This is a genomic window from Microbacterium sp. Y547 (assembly GCF_057669785.1).
The window spans coordinates 348,491-365,286 of record NZ_JBYHFN010000001.1; the positions used below are offsets into that span (position 1 = coordinate 348,491).

General features: G+C 70.4%; 15 protein-coding genes and 1 tRNA gene. 2 read left to right on the forward strand and 14 right to left on the reverse strand.

The genetic code is table 11. The features are described from left to right. Positions 1-16: 16 nt before the first annotated feature. Positions 17-1,156, reverse strand: a complete 1,140-nt coding sequence (locus tag AC25Y0_RS01790) for an acyl-CoA dehydrogenase family protein (protein WP_488134088.1) — start codon at positions 1,154-1,156, stop codon at positions 17-19. Positions 1,157-1,164: 8 nt separating this feature from the next. Beyond that, positions 1,165-2,667, reverse strand: coding sequence for a CoA-acylating methylmalonate-semialdehyde dehydrogenase (locus AC25Y0_RS01795; protein WP_488122642.1), 1,503 nt, complete (start codon positions 2,665-2,667; stop codon positions 1,165-1,167). A gap of 78 nt (positions 2,668-2,745) precedes the next feature. Here AC25Y0_RS01795 and AC25Y0_RS01800 point away from each other — a divergent pair, with 78 nt between their 5' ends. Both AC25Y0_RS01800 and AC25Y0_RS01805 read left to right on the forward strand, forming a co-directional pair. Beyond that, positions 2,746-3,276: a MarR family winged helix-turn-helix transcriptional regulator gene (locus AC25Y0_RS01800; RefSeq protein ID WP_488122643.1), complete on the forward strand. Its 531-nt coding sequence runs from the start codon at positions 2,746-2,748 to the stop codon at positions 3,274-3,276. Positions 3,277-3,387: 111 nt separating this feature from the next. Continuing rightward, complete coding sequence (locus AC25Y0_RS01805) at positions 3,388-4,290, forward strand: SDR family oxidoreductase (RefSeq protein ID WP_488134089.1); 903 nt, start codon at positions 3,388-3,390, stop codon at positions 4,288-4,290. A 106-nt stretch (positions 4,291-4,396) separates the two neighbouring features. On the opposite strand, the gene AC25Y0_RS01810 is transcribed toward AC25Y0_RS01805, so the two are convergent. The 12 genes from AC25Y0_RS01810 to AC25Y0_RS01865 all read right to left on the reverse strand — a co-directional run bounded on the left by AC25Y0_RS01810 (position 4,397) and on the right by AC25Y0_RS01865 (position 16,796). Beyond that, positions 4,397-4,469, reverse strand: a tRNA-Arg gene (locus AC25Y0_RS01810). A 67-nt stretch (positions 4,470-4,536) separates the two neighbouring features. Continuing rightward, positions 4,537-5,106, reverse strand: coding sequence for an asparagine synthase (locus AC25Y0_RS01815; RefSeq protein ID WP_488122645.1), 570 nt, complete (start codon positions 5,104-5,106; stop codon positions 4,537-4,539). 391 nt (positions 5,107-5,497) lie between these two features. Beyond that, a complete protein-coding gene (locus AC25Y0_RS01820; protein ID WP_488122646.1) occupies positions 5,498-6,442 on the reverse strand; it encodes an aldose 1-epimerase family protein in 945 nt (314 codons plus the stop codon). 4 nt (positions 6,443-6,446) lie between these two features. Continuing rightward, entirely contained in the window at positions 6,447-7,958 is a 1,512-nt protein-coding gene (araA, locus tag AC25Y0_RS01825) for an L-arabinose isomerase (protein ID WP_488122647.1), read from the reverse strand. Positions 7,959-8,042: 84 nt separating this feature from the next. Beyond that, the gene (locus AC25Y0_RS01830; RefSeq protein ID WP_488122648.1) at positions 8,043-9,668 is read right to left on the reverse strand and encodes a xylulokinase; all 1,626 of its coding nucleotides are present in this window, start codon (positions 9,666-9,668) and stop codon (positions 8,043-8,045) included. Beyond that, positions 9,665-10,411: an L-ribulose-5-phosphate 4-epimerase gene (locus AC25Y0_RS01835; RefSeq protein ID WP_488134090.1), complete on the reverse strand. Its 747-nt coding sequence runs from the start codon at positions 10,409-10,411 to the stop codon at positions 9,665-9,667. Before AC25Y0_RS01835 ends, AC25Y0_RS01830 begins: the two co-directional genes overlap by 4 nt. Before the next feature lie 161 nt (positions 10,412-10,572). Then, complete coding sequence (locus AC25Y0_RS01840; RefSeq protein WP_488122650.1) at positions 10,573-11,586, reverse strand: LacI family DNA-binding transcriptional regulator; 1,014 nt, start codon at positions 11,584-11,586, stop codon at positions 10,573-10,575. A gap of 142 nt (positions 11,587-11,728) precedes the next feature. Then, complete coding sequence (locus AC25Y0_RS01845; protein WP_488122651.1) at positions 11,729-13,192, reverse strand: aldehyde dehydrogenase (NADP(+)); 1,464 nt, start codon at positions 13,190-13,192, stop codon at positions 11,729-11,731. Then, positions 13,189-14,655 (reverse strand): FAD-dependent oxidoreductase, encoded by a 1,467-nt coding sequence (locus AC25Y0_RS01850; RefSeq protein ID WP_488122652.1) that lies wholly within the window; start codon positions 14,653-14,655, stop codon positions 13,189-13,191. The genes AC25Y0_RS01845 and AC25Y0_RS01850 overlap by 4 nt, the downstream gene beginning before the upstream one ends. Then, positions 14,648-14,929 (reverse strand): (2Fe-2S)-binding protein, encoded by a 282-nt coding sequence (locus AC25Y0_RS01855; RefSeq protein WP_488134091.1) that lies wholly within the window; start codon positions 14,927-14,929, stop codon positions 14,648-14,650. Before AC25Y0_RS01855 ends, AC25Y0_RS01850 begins: the two co-directional genes overlap by 8 nt. Beyond that, entirely contained in the window at positions 14,926-16,092 is a 1,167-nt protein-coding gene (locus AC25Y0_RS01860; protein ID WP_488134092.1) for an NAD(P)/FAD-dependent oxidoreductase, read from the reverse strand. The genes AC25Y0_RS01855 and AC25Y0_RS01860 overlap by 4 nt, the downstream gene beginning before the upstream one ends. After that, positions 16,089-16,796 carry a GntR family transcriptional regulator gene (locus AC25Y0_RS01865; protein ID WP_488122655.1) on the reverse strand — a complete coding sequence of 236 codons (708 nt, stop codon included), beginning with the start codon at positions 16,794-16,796 and terminating at the stop codon, positions 16,089-16,091. Before AC25Y0_RS01865 ends, AC25Y0_RS01860 begins: the two co-directional genes overlap by 4 nt.

The following is a 16,796-nucleotide window of genomic DNA, read 5'->3' on the forward strand; positions in this document are numbered from 1 at the left end:
TTCCCTTCGTCGACGGTCATCGGCCCTGCTCAATCAGTGCTCGACCGACGATCAGCTGCATGATCTCATTCGTTCCCTCGAGGATCTGATGCACCCGCAGGTCGCGCACCACCCGCTCGATGCCGTACTCGTGCAGATAGCCGTATCCGCCGTGCAGCTGCAGCGCAGCGTTGGCGACGTCGAAGGCGGCATCCGTCGCGAAGCGCTTCGCGAGCGCGCACGCGACGGCGACGTCGGGTGCGGCGGCGTCCATCTTCTCGGCGGCCCGCTCGAGCAGTGCCCGAGCGGCCTGCAGATCCGTCTCCATCTGGGCGAGCCGGAAGACGACGGACTGGTTCGCCGTGAGAGGCATCCCGAACACGTGCCGGTCGTGCACGTATGCGACGGCGCGGTCCAGCGCCCACTGGGCACCGCCGAGCGAGCATGCGCCGATATTGACGCGACCGCCGTTGAGGCCCTTCATGGCGATGCCGAACCCGTCGCCCTCTTCGCCGAGTCGGTTCGCGACCGGCACGCGCACGTCCTCGAGGATCACCTGGCGGGTCGGCTGGGCGTTCCAGCCCATCTTCTTCTCATTCGGACCGAACGACAGACCGGGCGTATCGGCGGGAACGACGATGGCGCTGATGCCCCGGGATCCGGGCCCGTTCGTGCGAGCCATCACGAGGTAGACGGCCGATGAGCCGGCACCCGAGATGAACTGCTTCACCCCGTTGAGGACGTACTCGTCGCCCTCGCGCCGGGCGCTGGTCGTGATGGCGGCCGCATCCGATCCGGCACCCGGTTCGGTGAGGCAGTAGCTGCCGAGGTCGTCCATCGTCGAGAGCCCGGGGACCCACCGCGCACGCTGCTCGGGGGTGCCGAACGTGTCGATCATCCACACCACCATGTTGTGGATCGAGATGTAGGCGGCGATCGTCGTGTCGCCCTTGGCGAGCTCTTCGAAGATCGCCAAGGCGTCCTGCCGGGACAGGCCCGACCCGCCGAACTCCTCGCTGGCGTAGATGCCGCCCAGGCCCATCTGCCCGGCTTGTCGCAGCGTGTCGACCGGGAAATGCTTGTCCGCATCCCACGTGCCCGCGTGCGGGGCGAGTGCTGCCTCGGCGAAATCGCGGACCGCCTCGACGAGGGCGGCGCGCTCCTCTGTCATTGCCATGCTCATGATCAGTGCATCGTCGGGATGACGAAGCTCGCGCCTTCCTTGAGATCGTGTGACAGCCAGCGGCTCGTCACGGTCTTCGTCTTCGTGTAGAAGCGGAACGCGTCGGGTCCGTGCTGATTGAGGTCGCCGAACCCGGACTTCTTCCAGCCGCCGAACGTGTGGTACGCGATCGGAACGGGAATCGGCACGTTGACGCCCACCATGCCGGTGTTGACGCGAGCGGCGAAGTCGCGGGCCGCGTCGCCGTCGCGCGTGAAGATCGACACTCCGTTGCCGTATTCGTGCTCCGACGGAAGGCGCAGTGCCTCTTCGTAGTCGTCGGCGCGCACGATGATCAGCACGGGCCCGAAGATCTCCTCGCGGTAGATCGTGTGCTCGGGCGTCACGTGATCGAACAGTGTCGGGCCGAGGTAGAAGCCGTTCTCGTAGCCGGGAACCTCGTAGCCGCGCCCGTCGGCGAGCAGGGTCGCACCCTCATCGACACCCACCTGGATGTAGTGCTCGACGCGCTTTTTCGCCTCGGCGGTCACGAGAGGTCCGTAGTCGTTGCTCTCGTCGAGGGCGGGGCCGACCTTCAGGGTCTTCACCCGCTCGGCGAGCTTCGCCGCGAGCGCGTCGCCGGTTGCCTTGCCGACCGGCACGGCGACCGAGATCGCCATGCAGCGTTCGCCTGCCGACCCGTAGCCGGCGCCGATGAGCGCATCGGCGACCTGGTCGAGGTCGGCATCCGGCATGACGATCATGTGGTTCTTCGCACCGCCGAAGCACTGCGCCCGCTTGCCGTTGGCGGCGGCGGTCTCGTAGATGTACTGCGCGATCGGGGTCGATCCCACGAACCCGACGGCCTTGACGCGGTCGTCGTGCAGGATCGCGTCGACGGCCTCCTTGTCGCCGTTGACGACGTTGAGCACGCCCTCGGGCAGACCCGCCTCGAGGAAGAGCTCGGCCAACCGCAGCGGAACCGAGGGGTCGCGCTCGCTGGGCTTGAGGATGAACGCGTTACCGGCAGCCAGAGCCGGGCCGGCCTTCCACAGCGGGATCATGGCGGGGAAGTTGAACGGTGTGATCCCCGCGACGACGCCGAGCGGCTGACGCATCGAGTACACGTCGATTCCCGTGCCGGCGCCGCTGGAGTACTCGCCCTTCAGCAGGTGGGGTGCACCCGCGGCGAACTCGATGACCTCGACGCCGCGCTGGATGTCTCCGATCGCATCGGGGACGGTCTTGCCGTGCTCGCTCGACAGCAACCGCGCGAGGGATGGGGTGTCCTTCGCGACGAGGTCGAGGAACTTCAGCAGGACGCGCGCCCGCTTCTGCGGATTCTGCGCCGCCCACTCGACCTGCGCCGCCTCGGCGTTGCCGATCGCCGCCTGCACCTCTGCCGTCGTCGCTAGCGGCACCCGAGCCTGCACCTCACCCGTGCTCGGATCGAAGACGTCGCCGAAGCGGCCGGAGGTGCCGGCGACGTGGGCGCCGCCGATGAAGTGGGTGAGTTCTCGCGTCATGAAAGTACTATGACATTCAACTATCTGATCTGCAATCAAAAGATCGGTACGGTGAGGTGCCAGAGAGGAGCCCCGCCCGTGACCCCGAAGCCGTTGCACGTCGACCCCATCGCCGAAGCGCGCCGCCAGTGGATCGCGCACGGCTGGGGCGAGGCGGCGGACGGCATGGCGGCCGTGACATCGGTCATGCGCGCGCACCAGCTGATGCTCGCCGAGGTCGAGAAGACCCTGCGGCCGTTCTCGCTGTCGTTCGCGCGGTTCGAGATGCTGCGCCTGCTGGCGTTCAGCAAAGAGGGCACGATGCCGATGGCCAGCGCCACGGCGCGGCTTCAGGTGCACCCCGCGAGTGTGACCAACACGGTCGCCCGCCTGGAACGCGACGGACTCGTGCGTCGCGACCCGCACCCCCGCGACGGCCGAGCCGCACTGCTGACCATCACGCCCGCCGGACACGAGATCACCGAGGCGGCCACGGCCGCTCTCAACGAGCAGGTCTTCGCGCGGGTCCGCGAAGAAGTGATCCCGCCTCTGACGCAGTCGATCGCGAAGCTCCGACTCGAAGCCGGCGACTTCTCGCCGCCGGCACCCGCTCCCGAGCCTCTGACCTGAGCCGCGCCGCCCGCGCGTAGCATCCCTCACCCCCGGGTCGAAAGGGGGCAGACAGCGCCACGCCGCGCTCCTTACTCTGAGGGTCGAATCCCGCGAGTGAAGGAGCACACCATGTCTGAAGCACCCGTCGCGAAGCACGCCCAGTCGCTCGCCGATGACGAAGGGGGCATGCCCGAGCAGCAGCAGACCCCTCCCGGGCTGACCGGGCCGATGCATCCCCGTCCGGACCACGGAGAGGAGTCCTGGCAGGGCCGCGGGCGCCTCGAAGGGCTGAAGGCATTCATCACGGGCGGCGACTCGGGAATCGGTCGAGCCATCGCGATCGCGTTCGCCCGGGAGGGCGCCGATGTCGCGATCAACTACCTGGCCGAAGAAGAAGAGGATGCACGCGAAGTGGCGGACTGGATCGAGAAGGCCGGCCGTACGGCGGTGCTCGTGCCCGGCGACCTTCGCGAAGAGCAGACCTGCCGCGACGTCGTCGCGCGTGCCGCGGAGGAGCTCGGCGGGCTGAACATCGTCGTCAACAACGCCGGCTTCCACTGGGCGCGCGGCCAAGAGGGCCTCAAGGGACTCGCAGCCGAAGACCTGCGCCGCGCCGTCGAGACGAACCTGTACGCGACCCTCTGGATCAGCCAGGCGGCGCTGGAGCATCTCGGCCGGGGCGACAGCATCATCAACACGAGTTCCGTGCAGGCCTACGATCCCTCGGTCACGATGGTCGACTACGCCGCCACGAAAGCGGCCATCAACAACCTCACGGTGAATCTCGCGCGCGAACTCGGACCGGACGGCATCCGCGTAAACGCCGTCGCTCCGGGACCCGTGTGGACGCCCCTGCAGCCGGCCACGAAAGAACCCGAAGCCGTCGCGAACATGGGCAAGGACACGCCGCTGGGCCGCATCGGGCAACCCGCCGAACTGGCCGGCGCCTATGTCTTCCTCGCGTCGCCCGACGAAGCGAGCTACGTCAGCGGCACGGTCGTCGGCGTGACGGGCGGGCTGCCGGTCTTCTGACGCGCCGCCGTTCACGCGCGGCGGTGAGCGGTGGGGCCTCAGCCGGAAACACAAAAGACCCGCGGAATCCGCGGGTCTTTTGGTGTTTCACTGTCTCAACACAGTGTGCGCCCGAAGGGACTCGAACCCCTAACCTTCTGATCCGTAGTCAGATGCTCTATCCATTGAGCTACGGGCGCATGGCCCGCGCTTGCGCTCGGGCCAGCGTCTAGATTACCCCACGCCGGGCGTCGCCGCGAATCGAGGTCACTCTGCCGGTTCGTGGGCCTGCGGAACGCCCGAACGACGCCGATTCGCCGCGAGACGAGGCAGGTCGATGAGGCGCAGTGACTGCATCCGCGCGGCGCGCATGCGCTCGTAATCGGGGTCGAGGTCGGGGCGCATGCCCTCGACCGTGAGACGGCGGTGCAGGTTCGCCTCGACGTCACCCCACGCGGCATCCCTCGATGCCTCGACGAGTGCACGGACGGCCTCGGGGTCATCGGCCTGCCGGCGCAGCTCCTTCGCGACTCCGATGTATTGCTTGCCGCGCTTGCGGAGGTTTCGGGTGTCGCGGTCCCGGTAGTCATGGGTGCCGTCGGGATCGGTGAACTTGCCCCACGCGCGCCGGCGCTGCTGCTTCGCGCGATCGGCGGCGGCCTCCTGCTCGGCAGCGAGCGACAGCAAGGCCTCGCGGGCGACGGGGGCGATCCGATCGACGTCGAACGGGGCGCCGCGTGCGATCGTCTCGACGAGGATGTGGTTGCGCACCACCAGCCTGGCTGCGGCGAACGCGATGGACACGCCCTCGGCGATCGCATCCGTGGTTTTACTCACAGCACCTCCCCCACCGAGGTTATCGTCCGGGCCGACATGCGACAGGCTGCTGACCCGGCATACGCACGCGCGCGTAGCAATTCACGCGCTCGAGCACAACCCCCATCGGCCTTTTCGGCGCGCGACGTAGTGTTTTTGTCACGGGGTAAGACCAGATCAATGAGATGAAGGCCGATGTGTGTAACGGCCACGCGGAGCGGTATCGGGGGATCCGCTCGCGACGAGTTCGAAGAGAACTTCAGGGATTGAGTCCCTGAACGAACTGCGCCGTCGCCGAGCATGCGCAGGCCTTTGGAGAGTACTCGGGGGGCTTGTGGCATCCGGTGAATGAGTGCGCAAGACGCCCGTCGGGATGCCATGCATCCCGACGGGCATCTTCGTTTGAAGCGCGTCAGTCGATCGCCGAGATACGCCAGCCGGCTCCGGTCGTCTCTCCCGGCGCGAGCGTGATCAGCCCGGCGTCGTAGGGATAGCGATCGGCGTTGAAGGCGTCCGGTGCGCACGTCATCGGCTCGACGGCGAGACCCAGGCGACTCAGTGCCGGATCGGGCTTGTCCGCCGTGTGGATCTGCACCCAGGGGCACGCGGCGCCCCACGTCATCGCGACCCCGGAGCCGGCGGCATCCGTCACGCGGACCGTCACCTCGCCGTCGCTGTCGCGGGCGAGGTCCGTGTAGGCGTGGTCGAGCTCGACGTCGCCGATGCGACGCGCCGTGCGGAAGTCGAAGCGGCCGGGGTCGTCGGCGTCGACCGCGACGAGCCCGGTGGGCACGAGCCGGTCGTCTGTCACGGTGAGCACCTGGGCAGCGGGGAGTTCGAGAGTCCAGTCGTCGACGGCACCCCCGCCCGCCACGAGATAGGGATGCGGCCCGACGCCCCACGGCGCGGGCTCGGTCGATTCGTTGCGTGCCGTCACGGTCTGGGTCAGCCCGTCGGGCCCGAGCGAATACGTCGTGAAGACGATGATGCGCCACGGATAGGCGGTCTGCGGCTGGATGGCGGCGGCGAGCGTCACGTGGTCGGGGCCCTTGTCGATCGCCTCGAAGTCGAGCCACGCGGCCAGGCCGTGCAGGGCATGGCCGCGTGCGGGCTCGGTGAGCGCCAGGTGGAAGTCCCGCCCCCCGAAGGAGTAGGTGCCGTCGACGACGCGGTTCGGCCACGGGGCGAGCGTGGCCCCCCGGTACGAGGGACGCACCTCGTCGGCGTCGAACGGCACGACGAGGTCGCGCCCGCGGTGGGTGAGCGACCGCAGCGTCGCGCCGACGCTCGCGATGAGCGCCTCATAGTCGCCCGCGCGGAGCACGTGCGGGGTTCCCGAGGTCGGTGTGCGTGCCATGGATTCAGATTCCCTGAGCGAGTCGGTAATACGCCTGGTTCCATCGCAGTTCGCGCTGGAAACCCCGGACGGTCGTGTCCTCGTCGATGACGACGAGCTCGGTTGCCGCGATCTCGGCGAAGTCGCGGAAAACCTCCACGCCGACAGCGGTCGTCATCACAGTATGGTGCGCCGCACCCGCGATCAGCCAACAGGTCGCCGATGTCGCGAAGTCGGGGGCCGGCTTCCACACGGCGCGGCCGACGGGGAGCTTCGGCAGGTCGGGCGCTTCGATGTTCTCGACGACGTTGGCGACGAGGCGGAAACGGTCGCGCATGTCGCTCATCGCGACCACGAGCGCGTCACCGGGGTCAGCGGTGAACACGAGCCGGACGGGGTCGTGCTTGCCGCCGATGCCGAGCGGATGCACCTCGAGACGCGGCCGAGCGCTCGTGAGCGAGGGCGACACCTCGAGCATGTGCGCGCCCAGGATCTTCTCATCGCCGGCGACGAGGTCGTACGTGTAGTCCTCCATCAGGCTGGCCCCGCCCGGCAGGCCCGCACCCATGACGTTGGCGACGCGCACGAGGATCGCCGTCTTCCAGTCTCCCTCCGCGCCGAAGCCGTAACCTCCGGCCATGAGCCGCTGAACCGCCAGACCCGGCAGCTGCTTCAGGGCGCCGAGATCTTCGAACGACGTCGTGAAGGCACCGAAGCCGCCCTCCTCGAGGAAAGAGCGCAGGCCGAGCTCGATCGCCGCGCCGTCGCGGAGCGACGAGTGGCGCTCGGCGCCGGGCAGCAGCTCGTCCGCGACGTCGTACTCGTCGCAGTAGACCGCGACGAGGTCGTCGATAGCGGCATCCGTCACCTGCTCGACTGCCTCGACGAGCTCGTTGACGCCCCACGTGTTGACCTGCACACCGAAGCGCAGCTCGGCCTCGGTCTTGTCACCTTCGGTGACGGCGACGTAGCGCATGTTGTCGCCGAATCGAGCGAGCTTGAGCGTCCGGGATGCCGCCCACCCGGCGGCGGCACGCTGCCAATCCTCGATCTGCTGACGCACGGCGGAGTTCGACACGTGCCCGACGACCGTCTTGCGTGCCACGCCCAGGCGCGTCTGGATGTACCCGAACTCGCGGTCGCCGTGCGCCGCCTGATTGAGGTTCATGAAATCGAAGTCGATGTCGGCCCATGGCAGCTCGACGTTCGCCTGCGTGTGCAGGTGCAGAAGCGGCTTCTGCAGCGAGTCGAGGCCCGCGATCCACATTTTTGCGGGGCTGAACGTGTGCATCCAGGCGATGATGCCGACGACGTCGTCGCGCGCGTTGGCCTCCAGCGCGAGGCGGCGGATGCTGTCGGCGTCCGTCAGCACGGGCTGCCACACGACCGTGACGGGAAGATCCAACAGGCCCTCGACGACGGCCCGCGACTGCGCCGCGACCTGGCGCAGCGTCTCGTCGCCGTAGAGACCCTGGCTGCCCGTGACGAACCAGACTTCGTAGCCGTCGAGGGTGGTGGAAAGGGGTGTGCGGGTCATGAGCGTGTCCTTCGAGGGGCATGAGTGAGGGTGAGGTCGGATGCCGGAAGCCAAGCCGCGTGCGACATGACGGGCGGAACCGGGTCAGAGGGCCGCGACGGCGGCGGCTTCGACAGCGAGCCCGGCGCGGTAGCGCCCGAGGTACGCGTCGAAACCGGCGGTGTCGGCCGGGTCGGGGTCGGCGGCCACGACGACGGCATCGGCGAAGACGCGGTCATCGAGGTAGGCCGACAGGGAGGATCCCGCGCGAGTGCGGCCGGACGAAATCGACGGTGCGGTCTGGGCCGTGGTATCCGTCAGTGCGGTCGTGCGGGCATAGGCGGCGAGCACAGCGATACCCCACGCGCCTCCCTCTGACGCGGTGCTGCGCACCGAGACGGGGGTGTGCAACGCGCCGGCGAGGAAGCGCTGCGCGACACCTGCCGTGCGGAACATGCCGCCGTGTGCGAACATCCGGTCGAGGGCGACGCCTTCGTCGGTGAGCAGCCGCATGCCGAGCGCCAGTGTGCCGAAGACGCCGTAGAGCTGGGCCCGCATGAAGTCGGCGAGGGTGAGCGAACTGTCGGGTGTTCGGACGACGAGCGGCCGGCCCTCGGCCAGACCGGCGATCGGCTCGCCGGCGAGATGGTTGTAGGCGAGGATTCCGCCCGCATCCGGTGCGCCGTCGAGTGCTTCGCGGAAGAGCACATCGAACACGGTGTCGGCGGCGAGCGACGAGCCTGCGGCTTCGGCGAACCTCGCGAAGAGCCCCACCCACGCCGCGAGCTCACTCGCGCCGTTGTTGCAGTGCACCATCGCGACCGGATCACCGGCGGGAGTCGTGACGACATCGAGCTCACGGTGCAGGCTCGCGAGCGGGCGCTCGAGCACGACCATCGCGAAGATGCTGGTGCCCGCGCTCACGTTGCCCGTGCGCGGGGCCACGGCGTTGGTCGCGACCATCCCGGTGCCCGCGTCGCCCTCGGGCGCGCAGAACAGGGCGCCGGGTTCGAGTGCGCCTGACGGGTCGAGCAGGGCCGCGCCCTCGAGGGTGAGCCACCCGGCCGGATCGCCCGCCGTCAGCACCTCGGGAAGCAGGGCGGTGATCGGGACTGCGCCCCCGAGCGCGTCGTAGCGGGCGGTGAGGGCCGCGTCGTACGTGCCTGTCGCCGCGTCGATCGGGAACATCCCCGACGCGTCGCCGACGCCGAGCACGGCGCGGCCGGTCAAGCGCCAATGCACGTAGCCCGCGAGCGTCGTCAGAAATCGGATGCGCGCAACGTGCGGCTCGGCATCGAGCACCGCCTGTCGCAGGTGTGCGATCGACCAGCGCAGGGGGATGTTGACCCCGAGCAGGTCGGTCAGTTCGGCTGCGGCCGGGCCCGTCGTGGTGTTGCGCCACGTGCGGAACGGCACGAGGAGCTCACCCGCGTCGTCGAAGGCGAGGTAGCCGTGCATCATCGCCGAGACGCCGATCGCGCCGACCCGTTCGAGAGCGACGCCGTGTCGTTGGCGGACGTCGGCGGTCAGCGCGGCGTAGGAGGCCTGGATCCCACCGCAGATGTCATCGAGCGAATACGTCCAGATACGGTCCTCGAACCGGTTCTCCCAGTCGTGGGAACCGGTCGCGAGCACGAGCGACGGGTCGTCGGCGTCGACGAGGCAGGCCTTGATCCGGGTCGAACCGAGCTCGATGCCGAGCGTCGTGCGGCCTTCGGCGATGGCGCTCATCGACGGTCGTCTCCGCTCTGGCCGTACACGCGCTGATAGCGCTCGAAGAGGCGGTCGATCGTCTCTTGCGGGATCGGGATGAGCGGGCCTGCTTCGCGCGCCAGGTGCACGGTTCGCGCGGCGTCTTCGCACATGACGGCGGCTTTGACGGCGTCCCGCGCGGTGACCCCGATCGTGAACGGGCCGTGGTTCTGCATGAGCACCGCCCGGCTGCGGTGGCCGGTCAGCGTCTCGACGATTCCGCGGCCGATCGAGTCGTCGCCGATGACCGCGAACGGGCCGACGGGAATCGGTCCGCCGAACTCGTCGGCCATCCCCGTGATGACGCACGGGATCTCCTCGCCGCGGGCGGCCCAGGCGACGGCGTAGGTGGAGTGCGTGTGGACGACTCCCCCGACCTCGGGCATGGCGCGGTAGACGTAGGCGTGTGCGGCGGTGTCGCTCGACGGACTGCGATGACTGCCGCGTGAACCGGGGACGACCACGCCGTCGAGGTCGCACAGGATCATGTCGTCGGCGGTGAGCTCGTCGTACGAGACACCGGACGGCTTGATCACGAACAGATCGGCGCCCGGCACGCGCCCCGAGACGTTGCCGCCCGTCCAGACGACGAGGCCGTAGCGCACGAGCTCGCCGTGCAGACGCGCGACCTCGGCGCGGGCCTCAGAGACCGCGGCTTCGACGTCAGGTGGCCGGTTACGACCAGGGGTCGGCGCGTCGGGCGTCGTCACGATGTCCTCCATTGGACCTGTGCGGTTTCTGGCTGCGGGCCGGTTCGGGGTGCGGTGGCGAACCGGCGCCGCTTCTGCTCGGGATGGTACCGGTAACATCCGGCCGCGAACAACCCCTCCCGCAGCCGGGGACGTGTCGCGCGGGCCCGACGGAGGATGCCGCGGAGGAGCGATCAGGACAGCGGATACCGGGGAGGTGCGGTCGAGGCCCGGGCGACGAGCGCGGGGGCGGCCACCTCGGGCTCGGCGCAACCGCGCACGACGGCGACCGCGCGCCGGGCTTCGCCCGGCAGGTCCAGTCGCACGGTCGTGAGGGCGGGGGCGTAGAAGGCGGCGTCGGGGTTGTCGTCGAAGCCCGTCACGCTGACATCGCGTGGCACCTCGATTCCCGCGCGCCGCAGACCCGCGACGAGGCCGAGCGCCATCTGATCGTTGGCGACGGCAACGGCCGTCGGGCCCTCCCCGGCCCGCACGATCCCCGCGATCTCTCCCGCCAGCACAGCCCCCGACGCCGCACTCCAGTCGCCGCTCCAGCGGGGACCCGCAGAGAGGCCGGCGGCGGCGAGAGCACGATCGATCCCGTCGTCTCGTGCGGCGGCTTCGAGCCATGCGGGGGGCCCGGCGAGGCGGGCGATGCGTCGATGTCCGAGCTCGACGAGGTGGTGGACGGCGAGCGCCATCCCCTGGGCCTGCCGCTCGGCCCCCGGGCCGGAGTGCAAGGCCGTGAGCGGAGTTCCGGCGACCGCCCGCTCGAGCACCGCCAGGCTCACGGCGTGCGGCGCCAGCGCGATGAGCCCGTCGACGCCCTGCGCCAGCAGGCGTTCGGCTGCCGCGACGACGGAGTCGGGGTCGGCGGCATCCGCATAGGCCGTCGCGATCCATCGGCCCGCTTCACGGGCCGCGGCCTCGAGTTCGGCGATGCCGACCGAGGGCCCGTACAGCGTCGCGTCCGACGCGATGACCCCCAGCGTGCGGGTCTCGCGGGTGCCGAGCGCGCGGGCGGCGTTGTTGACGCGATACCCGAGGTCAGCCATCGCCGCGAGCACGCGCTCGCGCGTCTCGGGCCGGATCCGGTCGTGGTCATTGAGCACCCGCGACACCGTCTGCGCCGATACGCCTGCCACCCGGGCGACGTCGCGTACGCCGACGCGGCCGCGCCGAGACGCGTCGGATCCGTTCTCGCCCATCGCGCTCACCCTACTCGCGGGCGCGGGGCCCGACACCCGCTTGCCCCGAACTGCTCGCCACGCGCCTCGGGCGAGCGGTTGGAGGCAAAGGAAGCGGATGCCACGGACCCCAACGCCGCGACGCAGCCCCCCGCAGCCCGCGTCAGGACGCGGGCGTGAACACTCCGTCGACGCGACGCGGGATGCCGAGGGGGTTGGCCTCCTGCAGAGCGGCGGGCAGAAGCGCGTCGGGCACGTTCTGGTACGACACGGGGCGCAGGAAGCGCGTGATCGCCGCGGCGCCGACCGAGGTCGTGCCCACGGCCGTCGTGGCGGGGTACGGACCGCCGTGCTGCTGCGCCCACGTCACCGAGACGCCGGTCGGCCACTGGTTCCACAGCACGCGTCCGGCCTTGGTCGCGAGGATCGGGATGAGCTCGCCCGCGACGGCGTCGTCGGGCTCGCCGATGATGGTCGCCGTCAGCTGACCGTCGAGCACGGCAGCCACCTCGACGAGCTCGGACTCGTCGTCGTACGTTGCCACGAGCGCGGCGGGGCCGAACATCTCGGAGATGAGTCCCTCGGGGTCCGAGCGCAGGGCGGCTGCCGTCGTCTTGAGGAGCACCGGTGCCGGGTCCCCCTCGGCGGAGGGCGTGCCCACGAGCACCGAGACGTCGTCGCGCCCGACCGCCTGGTCGACGGCGGCGCGGAAGCCGTCGGCGATGCCGGGGTTCAGCAGGGCCGCGGGGGCAGGGAGCGACGCGCCGGCGAAGAGCGACTCGAGGTCGGAGTCTGCCGGCACGAGCAGCACGCCGGGCTTCGTGCACAGCTGACCCGCGCTCCCGGTGACCGAGGCGAGGAACTCCGTCGCGATGGATTCGGCGCGGTCGCGCGCGGCGGACCGCGTCACGAAGGCCGGGTTGACGCTGCCGAGCTCACCGAAGAACGGGATCGGCTGCTCACGCCCCGCCGCGATGTCGAACAGCGTGCGCCCGCCCGCGATCGATCCGGTGAATGCGGCCGCCTGGATCTGCGGCGCCTTGAGCGCCCGCACACCCGCTTCGGTGCCGTAGACGGTGTCGAACAGGCCCTCGGGGGCGTCGACGGAGGCGAGGGCGTCACGGACGACGCGCGTCGTCGCGACCGACAGTGCCGGGTGACCGCGGTGAGCCTTGACGACAACCGCGTTGCCCGCTGCGAGCGCGCTCGCGGTGTCACCCCCGGCGACCGAGAACGCGAAGGGGAAGTTGCTCGCCGCGAACATCACGACGGGGCCGATGGCCTCGAGCTGGCGGCGCAGGTCGGGGCGCGGAGCCCCCATGGGCCAGTCGGCGTCGGCGTGGTCGATGCGCGCATCCCGCCACGTGCCCTCTTCGAGCACCTCGCCGAACAGGCGCAGCTGGAACGTCGTGCGCTTGAGCTCGCCGCGCAGACGCGCCTCGGCGAGGTTCGTCTCGCTCTGCGCGATCGGCACGAGCTCGTCGGCGTGCGCGTCGAGGGCATCGGCGACGGCGTTTAGGGCGCGCACGCGCTCGGCGACCGTCGAGTTCTTCCACAGGGCGGATGCCGCGGCGGCACGCTCGACGATGGAGTCGACGTCGGCGGGGGCGGTGACGGGAACGGTCATGGGTGTGAGTCCTTTGCGTCGGCGATTTCGGCGAGGTCGGCGACCCGCAGGGGAATCCCCACGGGGCGCTTGGCGAGATGTTCGAGGTCGGCGGCGGCCGGGGTGCGGCCCGACTCGGCACCGACGAGGCACGAGAGCGCGAAGCCGCACACCCGACCCTGACACATGCCCATGCCGGGTCGAGCGGTCACCCGCACGTCGCGCGGATCGTCGGCGCCGAGCGAGTGCACCGTCGCGCGCACTGCGGCGGCGTCGACCTCTTCGCAGCGGCACACGAGGGTGTCATCGGCGAGCCACGTCGCCCAGTCGGCGGGCACGGGCGAAGCCTGGTGCATCCCCGCGGCGAAACGGCGCCCGCGCGCGATGCGGCGGCGCAGTCGGCGACGCGCACGGGAATCGTCGGGGCGGCCCGCGTCGCACGCGGCCGTGAGCGCGGCGAGTTCACCCTCGGCGCACGACTGCACGGCGCCGCCGATGCCGGTGACCTCACCAGCGACGTAGACACCGGCGACGCTCGAACGCTGGTCTGCGTCGGCTTCGGCCACGAGCGACGCATCGACGTCGACGCGCGTTGCGAGCCCCAGCCCGACCGCGAGTTCGAGCTGCGGCGTGAAGCCCCAGCCGACCGCGATGAGATCGGCGGCAACCGTGCGCTCCGTGCCGGGACGCACCCGTCCCCGCGCATCGACGCGGGCGAGGACCGCCTCGCGCGCGCGCCCTTCGCCGCGGACGGCGGTGACGACTGTGCGGGTGCGCAGGGGGATCCGGTTGCGCACGAACGTCGCCGCATAGGCGACGCCCTCGAGCAGCTTGCCGGGCTCCTGCATCGCTCGCAACGGCGTGCGAGCCCAGCGCGAGAGGGCATTCGCGTCGCACACCGCGACGACCTCGACCCCGGCCTCGGCGAGGCCGGCCGCGACGGAGAGCAGGAAAGGCCCCGTACCGGCGACGACGGCGCGACGCCCCGCGACGACCTGGTTCGCCTTCACGAGAGCCTGCACGCCGCCGGCGGCCATGACTCCCGGCAGGGTCCAGCCGGGAATCGGCACCTGCCGGTCGTAGGCGCCCGTCGCCAGCACGATCCGCTGTGCGCGCACCTCGCGCTCGGCGGGCGGCACGGTGTCTGCGCCCGCTACGGGCGTCGTTCGCAGCACGAAGCTCGCGTCTCGATCGACGCGCCACACCTGGCGTCCCGCGACGTGGACGATGCGGCCATCAGCGACGGCGCGTCCCAGCCGCGCACGCAGGTCGGTGTAGTGACCCCAGTGGTGGTGTCCGGTCGATTCGGGAAGGGCGAACGATTCCGGATGCCGCTCATCGGGGTGGCGCCAGTACTGCCCGCCCGTCTGCTCCCCCGCGTCGATGAGGGCGACGCGCAGACCCCGCTCGGCGGCCGCGACGGCGGCCGACAGCCCCGCCGGCCCCGCCCCGATGACGGCGAGATCGAAGATCGCGTCAGTCATGGTTCGCTCCCGGAAGCGGCCGGGCCGGGTCATCGCTGCGCACGATCTGTCCGTCGCGGGCGGGCGTGACGCAGGCGCGCTGCGCACGGCGTTCGTCGACCGCGAGCAGGCAGTCGAAGCACACGCCGATGCCGCAGAAGAGCCCGCGCGGCTCTCCGCGACCGCGGGTCGCCCGCCACGACGAGATGCCCGCGGCTGTCAGAGCAGCGCCGACCGTCTGTCCCTCCCGAAAGGGCACGGGTGCGCCGTCGAACGTCAGCTCGGGCCCGGTCATGCCGCGCTCCTCTCGTCGAAGCGGTGCGGGCGGAAGGGCTCGAGCGACATGTCGGTCGTCTCACCGCACAGCGACTGCACGAGCAGCTTCGCCGTCCCCACCGAGAGACCGATCCCGGCGCCTTCGTGGCCCGCGGCGTGCCACAGTCCCGGCATCCGCGCGTCCTCTCCGATGATCGGCAGGTGGTCGGGGCAGTACGGGCGAAAGCCCGAGTAGGTGCGCATGATCTGCACGTCGGCGAGCACGGGGAACAGCTCGGTTCCCGCGCGGGCGACGCGACCGACGGCCTCAGCCGAGAACGACGTGTCGAACCCGACCCGCTCGCGGCTTGCTCCCATCAGGATCGTGCCGCTCGGCGTGCCTTCGACGACCGACGAGACCTGCAGCCCCGCATCCGAGCTCGCGACGTTCTCGACGTACGACGCCGAATAGACCTTGTGGTTCACCGTGACGGGCACCGGCTCGGTCACGAGCACGAACCCGCGACGCGGCAGGACCGGCACCCGCACGCCCGCGAGGGCAGCGACCTCGCCGCTCCAGGGTCCCGCGCAGACGATGACGGCACCGCCGTCGATCCGCCCCGCGGGGGTCTCGACGCCGACCGCCCGGCCCCTCACGACACGGATGCCGGTGACCTCGGTGTGGGTCAGCAGCTGCGCCCCCCGATCGCGCGCGAGCCGCAGCAGGTGATGCGCCGCGAGGATGGGCTGCACCTGCGCGTCGTCGGGGTAGAACGCACCGCCGACCATCTCGGGGTTGAGGTACGGCTCGATGCCGTGCAGCCCGGCGATGTCGGGCACGTCGTCGACGCGGATACCCAGACTGCGCTGATGCACGCACAGGGCGTCGAGCGCGGTCTTGCCCCGTGCGCTCGACGAGACGACGAGCCCGCCCTTCGACTCGAACTCCCAGTCGGCGGCGTGCGCGGCCAGCTCGCCGCGCCACAGCGTCTGCGAATAGAGCGACAGCTCGAGCTCGGGGCCGACCTCTTTGTCAGAGACGAGCAGGTTGCCTTCGCACCGGCTCGTCGTGCCCGACGCGATCGAACCGCGCTCGATGACCGTGACGGACAGGCCCGCGGATGCCGCGAAATAGGCGACAGCGGCGCCGATGATCCCCGCTCCGATGATGAGGACGTCAGCGCGTTCGGCGGGCGCGGTCATGAAGCCGACACCGCGGCGCCCTGGTCCGGACCGGTTCCGTCACCGGACCAGTCGGTCAGAACATGCTCGATATGGGCGTGCACGAGCTCTCGCGCGCGGACGGCATCGCGTGCCTCGATGGCGTCGAGCATCGCGTCGTGCTCGCGGGCCGAGGCGACGAGTCGGCCCTGCTCCCGCAGACCAGAGAGACCGAACAGGCGCGTCTGCGAACGCAGCGAGGCGACGAGTTCGGTGAGTCGGGTGTTGCCGGCGTACTGCAGCAGCGCGAGATGGAAGTCGCTGTCGGCCGTGAGGTAGTCGATCAGATCCCCCGACTCGGCTCCGCGGATGATCGCAGCGGACTGCGCGCGCAGCTCGGGGAAAGCCGATTCGGGCACGAACGGCGTCGCACGCTCGATCGCCGGCGGCTCGAGCAGCAGTCGCAGCTCGGTGACTTCGTGCAGATCGCGCGATGAGACCTCGGTCACCTGGAACCCGCGATTGGGCAGCGCCACGACGAGCCCTTCACGGGCGAGGTCGAGCATCGCCTCACGGATCGGGGTCGCCGAGACGCCGAACTCGTCGCCGAGGCTGGGGGCGGAGTACACCCGGCCGGGCTGCATCTCGCCGCTGATGATCGCCGAGCGCAGGGCACGGGTGACCGTGTCGCGGATGCTCGGCTGCTTGTTCAGTCGGACGACATTCCGGTTCTCGGGAAGGCTCAT

What these genes read in the sequence shown, in the direction of transcription:
- AC25Y0_RS01790 (WP_488134088.1), bottom strand. Translation starts at nt 1,156, where the DNA reads ATGGCAATGACAGAGGAGCGCGCCGCCCTCGTCGAGGCGGTCCGCGAT.
- AC25Y0_RS01795 (WP_488122642.1), bottom strand. Translation starts at nt 2,667, where the DNA reads ATGACGCGAGAACTCACCCACTTCATCGGCGGCGCCCACGTCGCCGGC.
- AC25Y0_RS01805 (WP_488134089.1), top strand. Translation starts at nt 3,388, where the DNA reads ATGTCTGAAGCACCCGTCGCGAAGCACGCCCAGTCGCTCGCCGATGAC.
- AC25Y0_RS01820 (WP_488122646.1), bottom strand. Translation starts at nt 6,442, where the DNA reads ATGGCACGCACACCGACCTCGGGAACCCCGCACGTGCTCCGCGCGGGC.
- araA (WP_488122647.1), bottom strand. Translation starts at nt 7,958, where the DNA reads ATGACCCGCACACCCCTTTCCACCACCCTCGACGGCTACGAAGTCTGG.
- AC25Y0_RS01830 (WP_488122648.1), bottom strand. Translation starts at nt 9,668, where the DNA reads ATGAGCGCCATCGCCGAAGGCCGCACGACGCTCGGCATCGAGCTCGGT.
- AC25Y0_RS01835 (WP_488134090.1), bottom strand. Translation starts at nt 10,411, where the DNA reads ATGGAGGACATCGTGACGACGCCCGACGCGCCGACCCCTGGTCGTAAC.
- AC25Y0_RS01840 (WP_488122650.1), bottom strand. Translation starts at nt 11,586, where the DNA reads ATGGGCGAGAACGGATCCGACGCGTCTCGGCGCGGCCGCGTCGGCGTA.
- AC25Y0_RS01845 (WP_488122651.1), bottom strand. Translation starts at nt 13,192, where the DNA reads ATGACCGTTCCCGTCACCGCCCCCGCCGACGTCGACTCCATCGTCGAG.
- AC25Y0_RS01850 (WP_488122652.1), bottom strand. Translation starts at nt 14,655, where the DNA reads ATGACTGACGCGATCTTCGATCTCGCCGTCATCGGGGCGGGGCCGGCG.
- AC25Y0_RS01855 (WP_488134091.1), bottom strand. Translation starts at nt 14,929, where the DNA reads ATGACCGGGCCCGAGCTGACGTTCGACGGCGCACCCGTGCCCTTTCGG.
- AC25Y0_RS01860 (WP_488134092.1), bottom strand. Translation starts at nt 16,092, where the DNA reads ATGACCGCGCCCGCCGAACGCGCTGACGTCCTCATCATCGGAGCGGGG.
- AC25Y0_RS01865 (WP_488122655.1), bottom strand. Translation starts at nt 16,796, where the DNA reads ATGAGCCTTCCCGAGAACCGGAATGTCGTCCGACTGAACAAGCAGCCG.